The sequence below is a fragment of the Streptomyces sp. genome, assembly GCF_035563135.1.
GTDB lineage: Bacteria > Actinomycetota > Actinomycetes > Streptomycetales > Streptomycetaceae > Streptomyces.
In genome coordinates this window covers 1-9,089 of sequence record NZ_DATMVN010000526.1, presented here as the reverse complement: position 1 = coordinate 9,089, position 9,089 = coordinate 1, and the positions used below count along the sequence as shown (strand labels likewise).

The following is a 9,089-nucleotide window of genomic DNA, read 5'->3' as shown; positions in this document are numbered from 1 at the left end:
GGCGATGACCCCCTCCGGGAGTTGGACGGTGCCGTCCGTGAGGCGGACCGCGCCCTCCGGGAGGGCGGTGCCCGCAGGGAGGTCGACCGTGCCGTCGGGCAGGCGTACGGCGCCTTCGGGGAGGGTGAAGACGTTGTCCGGGAGGGGCGGGATCTCGACGGTGCCCAGGCCCTTGAGGCCGGCCATGGCGTCGCCGACCTTCGTGAGGCCGAAGCCCGCGCCCTTGAAGACGTACGTCATCGGGTCCACGAACCGGCCCACCTTGCCCGCGGCGGACAGGGCCTTGGCGGCCAGGGCGGCCTTGCCGCCGCCGGCGACCGCGCCGCCGGCGCCGCCCGTGAAGACGGTGGTGACCACGTTGAAGGTGACCGCGCCGGCCGCGCGGGACGGGTTCTCGCCCCACTGGTCCCATGCCAGCAGTGCCTTGCCGGTCTCCTTGACCGCGGTGCGGGACTCACGCAGCCAGGTCGGCAGTTCCTCGTCCTTCGCCGTCCAGAACTGCACGGCCGCCACCGGGCTGAGCGATATCGCCACGCCGGTGGCGAGCTGGGCCAGGCCCTTCCAGGCCTGGCCGGCCGCTTCGAAGCCGTCGTAACCGACCAGGGTGCCCAGGCCCTTGACGGTGCCCCAGACCCCGTCGACGAAGAAGCCCTTGGTGAAGTCCCAGGCGTGCTCCCACACCTGCCAGCCCGGCGTGGACTCCACGAGCGGGTCACCCCAGGGGAGCCCCTGGGCCTGCTTGAGGGATTCGGCGTCGTAGCCGTACTGGTGCTTGCTGTCGGAGCCGTCGCTCTTCTTCAGGGGCACGCCGCAGACCAGGGCGACGATCTTGTTGTAACAGGTGATCTCCGCGTCCTGGAACGCGGCCAGGGTCTCCGCGATCTCGTCGCGGCGGTTGTTGTTCTCCTCGATCAGGTCGCCGTCCTCGCGCCACTTGTCGTCGGCGTTGACCTTCACGAGGAACGCACCCGCGTCCCGCTTGATCTCCTTCAGCTTCTCCACCAGCGGATGGACCTCGTCCGAGTACGTGCTCAGCGCACCCGCGATGGTCTTGAGGTCCGACTGCAGCGTCAGCCCGGTGTCCACGACCGGCTTCGTCGTCGCGAACAGCTGCTCCGCCTCGGGCGCCTGGTAGAAGGCCTGGAGGCCGCCGAAGCTGCTGTGGACGTCGCCGGTGGCCGTCGCGATGGCCGACCCGGCCGAGGTGAGCTCGGTGACCTTCACGTCCAGTGTCGCCAGGTTCCCGGTGAAGACCGGGATGCCTTCCAGTCGGATCGGCTGGTCGTTGCTCACTTGTGCCCCCCGGGAGCGTCCTTCAGCAGGTCGAGGCGCACGGCCTTGGCCGCGTCCTGCGCGTGCTTCGCCGCGTCCAGGTCGCCCGCCACGTACTCGTTGGTGGCTTTCGCCGCCCCCAGCACAGCGGCCTGGATACGCTCCGCCATCGACTTCAGATAACCCTGGCGCATTTCCAGGTACTGGCTCAGCGCGGCGCCCACCGGGCCCAGCGTGGGCGCCGACAACGGGGCCGCCCCCACCGGTACCGGGCCCTGAAGCGGCGCCGAGGCCTCCGAGCCCGGCACGGCGGTCCCCGCCGCCGTCGCGGCCTCCGACATCGTCGTGACCAGGGCCGTCAGGGCCTTCTCCAGATCACCCGCATGCGTGCCGGTCACCTGCAACTGGCCCTGCACACCCTGCGGCTTGATGTCCCACGCCGTCATGAACGCCCACCCCCGTGTACCCCTGCACCACCGAACCGCGCCACCGTCCCGTCCGTGGCAGGAGAAACGTTTCCCCTGTCCCGGACGCGCTGTGTGTCAGCCGATGTTGTCGACCGCTGCCTTCGCACGCGCCAGCGTCTGCTGCGCGGTGCCGTCGTTCTTCTCCAGCGTCGTCTTCAGGAGCTGGATGATGTTCCTGACCTCGTTCGAGGTGTTGTTCCAGCGGATTTCCTTGCCGTGGTACTCGTCCGCCACCCCGTCCGCGGCGAAGTCCAGCATCGCCGCCTTCACCTGGGCGTCCCGCGCCGAGATCACCTGCTCCAGGCGGGCGATGACCGCCTGGATGTTCCCCTGTGCCTCTGACGACGCACCGGTGTCGTACGAACGGCGGTCACTGTCCGTGGCCATAGTTGATTACTCCCCGTGGAATGAGATCCGAGCCTGCAAGTGGAAGGTGGGGCGGTCAGCCGCGACCCGAGAAGCGGGCGGCGTCGAAGTTCGCGGACGCCATCTGCGCCTTCGCGTTCTCGCCCTGCTCCTGGTCACCCTCGCCGAACGCCGCGTCCATCCCCGCCTGCCCACCGAGCAGCGCGGCCAGCGATCCGTTCAGCGCCGCGGTGATCTCGTCCGAACGCATCTTGAACGAGTCGAAGGCCACCTTGCCGGCGCCGTTGAACTTGCCCTCCAGCGGCTGCGCCGCCTGGATCAGCTGATTGATCAGCGTGCCCAGGTCCGTGCTCGACTCCGAGGAACGTGACCTCAGGGTCGTCAGGACCGATGCCCCCATGTCGAACTTCATCAGCTTTCCCCCCACCAGACTGAACAACCGTACGAACCATCATGTCTATCAACCCGCACATCACTGATGCAATCAGCAATCACGTCACTGTGACCATCCCAATACACTCCAGGAGCGGACTCCGTCACTCCCCCTTCAGGTGCCGCACCAGCCGCTCGAAGTCCTGCCACCCCGCCAGGTCCGACGGATCACCCGGCAGCGGGTAGTACAACGCGGGACGTGCCCTGGGCCCCAGCTGAACAGGCTTCGTGGACAGCGGAGTACGCCGGGCGCGGTCGCCCGGGATCTCGCGGACCTCGTCGGCCCCCAGGACGAACGCCAGCGGGACGCCGGGTCCTTCGAAGCGGGGCGGCACCGCCAGGTCACGGCGGGCTTTGCGAAGCTGTACGAGCATCGACTGGAGCCGGTGGCGGGTGGCGAGCACCTCGGCCGCCCGGGGCAGCGCGTCCAGCGGCACCTCCTCGCCGGCTCCGTAGCCGAAGGCCAGCGTCACCTCCTCCTCCACCCCCGCCGTCGTGCGGGTGACGCGCACGGTGGCGAGGCCGGGCCGGTCCGGGCTGCCGACGACCACGGCCCACGTCGGCCGGGGGGACCGCTCATGGGCCAGGTCCGTGAGGCGCTGCGGTGACCAGGGGAGGTTGGCGGGTTCCGCCGTCCCCCAGCCCGCCGGGGGCGCGCCGGTGAGCTCGCGCCACACCGATTCCAGACCGCCGCCGAGCACCAGGCGGTCGTCGGCGGGGTGGATCGAGCGGAACGTGACCGCCAGTTGCCGCTCGCCGGTCTCCGCCACCTCTCCGTAGGACGCGGCGACCAGGCTCCGCGGATCGCCGGCGGTCGGACCGGGGCCCTCGACCGGCGCGAAGATGCCGTCCTGCCAGCGCAGTACGGCTCCCGACAGCCCGTCGTAGTAGCCGTCCCGTTCGTCCTGGACGATCCAGCGGGACGGCCACGTCCCCAGGAGGTGGCGTACGGCGGGGGAGAGCGTCGTCCCGGGCGGTGCGACGACCTGGAGACCCAGCCCGGCTTCCGTGGCGGCCCGGTAGGCGTCCGAGAGCCATGCCGTCAGGGCGACCACCGGACGGTCCTGGATGACGACGGCGACCTTGTCGGTGAGGACGTCGACGGCAGGGACCGCGGCGGCCGGTGCGGGCGCGACGCCCACACCGTCGGTGGGCACCACGGCCAGCGAACGGGCGGCCTCCGGGGGCCAGGCGGAGCCCCCGGCCAGATGGGCGAGCCGGGCGGCGAACGTGCCCGCGAGCTGTTCGGCCTCCGTGACACCGGTGGTAGCGCGGGCCTCCGTCCACCAGAACGGGAGGGGCGGCGCGGTGGCTCCGAGCAGTCGTTCCGCCTCGCCGGCCACCTGGACGAGCAGCGGTGCCTCGACGGAGACCAGGGGCCTGCCCTCCGGGTCGCAGAGCTGTACGACGGCGCCGTCGCCGTGGGTGTCCACCAGCTTGTCGGGGCCCCCGGAGAGCAGCCCCACGAGCACGGTCCACGGGTCGGGCATGCGGGTGGTGAGGGCGATGACGTCCTTCGTCATGGGGTCGTCCGGTCCTTCGTCGTTCGTGGAGGTGTGCCGGGTGTTATCCGGGCGTGTACACGGTCTGGATCAGGCGGTTCGCGTACCCCCTGCGGATCAGCACGCCACGCCCCGCGGGCTGCTGGGTGGCGTACACGCCCGGGAACAGCTGGCCCTCGCTGCGGTCGCCCGCCATGAGGACGGCCGAGGCCCCCGACTCGCGCAGGCCCTGCACCAGCGGCTCGTACATCCCGCGTGACGCGCCCGCGACCCGGCGGGTCAGGACGAAGTGGAGGCCGATGTCCACCGCGGACGGGATGTAGGGCAGGAAGGGGGAGAGCGGCGACTGGCCGGCCGTGGTCAGCACGTCGTAGTCGTCGATGAGGACCACGATCCGCGGGCCGCTGCCCCAGTTGCCCGGTTCCAGGTCCTCGACGCGTGTGCTGTCGTCGGGCAGCCGCTTCTCCAGCTCGGTGGCGATTCCGGCCGAGAGACCGGAGCACAGCTTGGCGTTGTACGCGTAGCCGCCCCTGTACTCCTCGGGGATCGCGCCCCGCAGACTCCGCCGGGGGTCCATGACGGCGAAGACCAGCTCGTCCTCGCTGTAGCGGTCGATGAGGCCGTCGGCGATCGTCCTCAGGAGGTTCGTCTTCCCGCATTCGCTGTCGCCCATGACCAGCAGGTGCTGGTCGTGCTCGAACAGGTCCAGGAGGACGGGCTCCAGCGCCGTCTGGTCGACGCCGATCGGTACGCGCCGGGGCTCGGCGGCCGGACCCGGCAGCAGGTGCGGTTCCAGGACGTGCGGCAGGACCCGCACCTGCTGGGCGACCTCGCCGCTCCAGGTGGCGCGGACCGTACGGGCCGTGCGTTCCAGGACCGCTCCCAGGCCGGTGGTGTCGGCGGCCCCGTCCGTACGCGGCAGGGCCGCCTGGGCGAAGAGCCTGCCGTCGGTGAGGACGCGGCCGGGCTCGTCGGGGGACAGCGTCAGGGAGAGCTTGCGGTCGATGCTGGACTCGCTCGGGTCGTTCATCCGCAGTTCGAGGCGGGTGCCGAAGGCCGACTGGGTGGCGATGCGTACGTCGTTCCAGCGGAGCATGCCCGCGACGACATGGATTCCGTAGCCGCCGCCGCGCTTGAGGATGTCGGCGACGGCGTCGTCCAGGTCCTCGAAGTCGTCGCGCAGCGCCCCGAACCCGTCGATGACGAGCACGATCTCGGCCGAGGCGAGCTGAGGCAGCCGGCCCGCGGCGTGCAGGGTGCGCAGCTGCTCGACGGAGTCGATGCCGTGCTCGCGGAAGAGGTCCTCGCGGGTGGCGAGCATGTTCCGCACCTCTTCGACCGTACGCCCCGCCCGCTCGCGGTCCGCGCGCCCCGCGACGCCGCCGACGTGCGGCAGGCCGGACAGGGCCTGGAGGCCACCACCGACCAGGTCGAGGCCGTAGACACCGACCTCCTGCGGGGTGTGGGTCAGCGCGAGCGAGAGGACGAACGTACGCAGGAGGGTCGTCTTGCCGGACTGCGGGCCCCCGATGAAGGCGGCGTGGCCGCCGGCCACGGTGAGGTCCAGGAACCACGGGCCCTGCCACTGTTTCGTCGGGTCGTCCAGCAGACCGAGCGGCACCTGGAGGGCGCCCCGGCGCCTGGCGAGCTGCATGCCGCGCGGGCCGGCCTCCAGAGGGCCCGCGACGCTGTCCAGGGTGAGGGCGGCGGGCAGCGGGGGCAGCCAGATGCTGCGCACGGGCCCGGCGGCGCCCTCCAGCTGTCCGACGACGACACCCATCTCCGTCGGCCCCGTCTCACGGCGCCGCGACGAGGGTTCCTGCGGGCCGGAACCCTCGGTCGGGGAGAGGGAGTTGAACGCTTCGTACTCAAGGGCGAGCGGTCCGCTCCCCTGCTCGTCCGCGCGCTGCACGGGGCCCCGGTAGCCGCCCGACACATAGCTGGCCTTGAAGCGCGCGTAGTGACTGGTGTCGACCTTGAGGTAGCCGAAACCCGGCAGCGGCGGCAGATGGAACGCGTCCGTGGTGTCCAGGACCGTACGGGACTCGTCGGCGGAGAAGGTGCGCAGCCCGAGCCGGTACGAGAGATAGGTGTCCAGGCCCTTGAGCTTGCCCCCCTCGATGCGCTGGCTGGAGAGCAGCAGGTGCACCCCGATGGAACGTCCGATACGGCCGATGGACAGGAACAGGTCGATGAAGTCCGGTTTGGCGGTGAGGAGTTCGCCGAACTCGTCGATGACGACGAACAGGTGCGGCAGCGGGTCCAGGTCGGGCCGCTTCTCGGCGCGCAGCGCGGCGTAGTCACCGATGTCGGCGATGTTGCCCGCGTCCTTGAGCGCCTGCTGCCGGCGTTTCACCTCACCGGCGAGGGAGGCGTGGACGCGTTCGACGAGGCCCGCCTGGTTCTCCAGGTTGGTGATGACACCGGCGACGTGCGGCAGGCCGGCGAACGGCGCGAAGGTCGCGCCGCCCTTGTAGTCGACGAGGACCAGCGCGAGGTCTTCCGGCGGGTGCGTGGTGACCAGGGCGAGGACCAGGGTGCGCAGCAGCTCCGACTTCCCGGATCCGGTGGCGCCGACGCACAGGCCGTGCGGGCCCATGCCGAGCTCCGAGGACTCCTTCAGGTCCAGGAGCACCGGTTCGTGGGAGTCGCTGATGCCGATGGGCACGCGCAGGAAGGCGCGTTCGCCGCGCGGAGCCCAGAGGCGGGAGAGGTCGAGCCGGGCCACGTCGTCGATGCCGAGCAGGCCGGCGAAGTCGACGGGGCCGGACAGGGGGGCGTCGACGAGCGACTCGGCGGACAGCCTCAGCGGTGCCAGCATCCGTGCCAGACCTTCGGCGAAGGGGATGCCGACCTCGTCGACGGTGCCGTGGGCGCTGACCGGTTCCTGCTCCCGCAGGTCCTCGATGAGCACGTCGGAGCCTTCGACGCTGATCCGGATGCCGACGTGGCCCGGCTCCTGGACGCGCTGTTCGAGCAGATGCAGGACCGTGACGCCCATGTCGCGCAGTCCGACGGCGTCGTCGGGCCGCGGCAGGTCGACGGCGTCCTCACCGTGGCCGTCGGTGACGACGAGGAGCCGGGAGGTCATGGACAGGGCGTCCTTGCCCGCCAGGCCACGGCGCAGCTCGGCCGCGTAGGAGGCGCGGCGGCGCAGTTCGGGGCCGAGCTGCCGGGCGAGCTGGGGTGCGGAGGGGGCGATGCGGCGGGCGGCGACCGGGCCGTCGAGCTGTTCGGTGTCCAGGAGGTGCGGCAGCCACTTGGCCCACTCCCAGTCGGCGATCCGGTCACCGGGCACGGCGAGCGCCATCGCCACGTCGTCGGGGGCGTGCGTCGCGGCGGCCTGGACGAGGAGGGCGCGGACGACGCGCAGGCAGTCCTCGCGGGGGCCGATGACGCTGACGTTGCCGACCCGGTCGAGAGGGACGGCCAGCGGGAGTTCGGTGCCGGTGCGGAAGCGGGTCATCAGCGCCGACGCCTCGTTGAGCATGAAGAGGTCGGGCGGGGTGAGGACCGTCGAGCCCTGATCGGCGATGCGCAGATCGCGTACGGGCATCTCGCCGGTGCCGAGCCGCACCTGGAGGAAATCGGCGTCGACGCGGCGGCGCTCCCACAGGCGGGCAGGATCCCGCACGATGTCGTACAGGGCGTGGGGCGGCGGGTTGAGCACGTCGGCGAGTTCACGACGCGCGCGTTCCTCCCCCGAGAGCTCCTCCCGCAGGTCCTCGACGTAGGCGAGGTAGGCCTCGCGCTGGCTGCGGCGGGTGCGCTGCGCCTTGCCGCGCTGCGAGAAGAGCAGCGCGACGGAGCCGACGACCGTGACGACCAGGATGATCGCGCCGAGCGCGGCGAACTGGCTGTTGCGCACGACCGTCATCATCACGACCGACGACATGACCCCGGCGACGGGCAGCAGCGACATCGCGATGTTGCCGGCCTTCCCCTCGGGGAGGTTGGGCGGGGCCTCGATGACGCGTGCCTCGGACGTGGCCGGAGGCCGGGTGGTCCGGGCCGGACGGTGTATCAGTCGGGTACTCATGATCGTCCGTCACTCATGGTCGGGCTCGGGATCGGCACGGGTCAGCGACGCTTCTGCGAGAGCTGGAAGACATCCGCGGCGAGGAGGGCGGCGGCCCGTCGCGTCGAGCGGGCGAGCAGCTCCGTGCGGATGGCACCGCCGGCGGCGAGATGCCGGTCGTACGGGAGGACCTGGACGCTCGCCCCGGTGGACTCGAACTTCCGGGCGGCCTTGCCGAGGTCGATCCCGGCGAGGGGCGTCTGTTCGGTGAGGACGACGACCGTGCCCTCGATCACATGGCGGGGCAGCCCCTTCATCCATTCGAGCACGTTGTACGTGCTCATGACCCCTTCCAGGGTCGCCGGGGTGGCCAGCACGCGGGCCTGGGAGGCCGAGAGCGCGACCCGGGCGACCTCGGCGGGCAGCGTCTCGCAGTCGACGACCGTCACACCGAAGTAGCGGCGCAGGGAGACCATGACCCGTTCGTACGCCCTGGTGTCCAGCATCGCGCCGATCTGGCCCTGGCTGCCGGGCAGGAGCCAGGCGTTGTCCGGGAGCTGGACGAGATAGCCGGTCACGTCGAGGAGGGACATCTGCGGTTCGAGGATGTTCGCGACGTCGCCGATGGTCCAGCGCAGGGACCGGGAGCCGAGCCGCAGCGGCAGGGAGCCGAGTGCCGGGTCGGCCTCGACGAGGAGGACCGGGTCCTGCCGGTAGTGGGCGTACGTGGTGCCGAGGAGCGCGGCGACAGTCGACTTGCCGGCGCCGCCCCGGATGGAGGTGACGGCGATCTGCCGGCCCGTCGTCACGGGCTGCTGGAGCCGCTCGGCGGTGCGGCTGAGCTCGGCTACCTCGCGCGCCGCCGATGAGGAAACGATACGGCGCACGGCATGCGCGGCACGTGACACGAAGGGCTCCCCGTGGCGCGGCTTGCCCATCGCTCCGGTCAGGGCCTCGTCCACCACGGACAGCGAGTCGGGGGTGCTGCGGGGTGGTCCGGCCGCGTGGGGGGTGCGGGGCGCCGGAGCCGGG

6 protein-coding genes and 1 pseudogene are annotated in these 9,089 nt (G+C 71.4%); all 7 read right to left on the bottom strand.

The features are described 5' to 3' along the window. Window positions 1-1,293, bottom strand: a pseudogene (locus VN520_RS23375) (hypothetical protein); the annotation flags it as partial. Beyond that, on the bottom strand, window positions 1,290-1,718 hold the full coding sequence (locus VN520_RS23370; protein WP_325748902.1) for a DUF6507 family protein: 429 nt from the start codon (window positions 1,716-1,718) through the stop codon (window positions 1,290-1,292). The pseudogene VN520_RS23375 and the gene VN520_RS23370, both read right to left, overlap by 4 nt. 96 nt (window positions 1,719-1,814) lie before the next feature. After that, window positions 1,815-2,126 carry a pore-forming ESAT-6 family protein gene (locus tag VN520_RS23365; protein WP_109881512.1) on the bottom strand — a complete coding sequence of 104 codons (312 nt, stop codon included), beginning with the start codon at window positions 2,124-2,126 and terminating at the stop codon, window positions 1,815-1,817. Between the two features lie 55 nt (window positions 2,127-2,181). After that, window positions 2,182-2,517 (bottom strand): hypothetical protein, encoded by a 336-nt coding sequence (locus VN520_RS23360; RefSeq protein WP_325748901.1) that lies wholly within the window; start codon window positions 2,515-2,517, stop codon window positions 2,182-2,184. Window positions 2,518-2,641: 124 nt separating this feature from the next. Continuing rightward, on the bottom strand, window positions 2,642-4,060 hold the full coding sequence (locus VN520_RS23355; RefSeq protein ID WP_325748900.1) for a DUF6177 family protein: 1,419 nt from the start codon (window positions 4,058-4,060) through the stop codon (window positions 2,642-2,644). A gap of 43 nt (window positions 4,061-4,103) precedes the next feature. Then, window positions 4,104-8,078 (bottom strand): type VII secretion protein EccCa, encoded by a 3,975-nt coding sequence (gene eccCa, locus VN520_RS23350; protein WP_325748899.1) that lies wholly within the window; start codon window positions 8,076-8,078, stop codon window positions 4,104-4,106. Between the two features lie 41 nt (window positions 8,079-8,119). Next, on the bottom strand, window positions 8,120-9,089 hold a 970-nt coding region (locus VN520_RS23345; protein WP_325748898.1), incomplete at its 5' end, for a MinD/ParA family protein.

Coding starts and splice junctions, on each gene's coding strand:
- VN520_RS23370 (WP_325748902.1), bottom strand. CDS start 1,718: ATGACGGCGTGGGACATCAAGCCGCAGGGTGTGCAGGGCCAGTTGCAG.
- VN520_RS23365 (WP_109881512.1), bottom strand. CDS start 2,126: ATGGCCACGGACAGTGACCGCCGTTCGTACGACACCGGTGCGTCGTCA.
- VN520_RS23360 (WP_325748901.1), bottom strand. CDS start 2,517: ATGAAGTTCGACATGGGGGCATCGGTCCTGACGACCCTGAGGTCACGT.
- VN520_RS23355 (WP_325748900.1), bottom strand. CDS start 4,060: ATGACGAAGGACGTCATCGCCCTCACCACCCGCATGCCCGACCCGTGG.
- eccCa (WP_325748899.1), bottom strand. CDS start 8,078: ATGAGTACCCGACTGATACACCGTCCGGCCCGGACCACCCGGCCTCCG.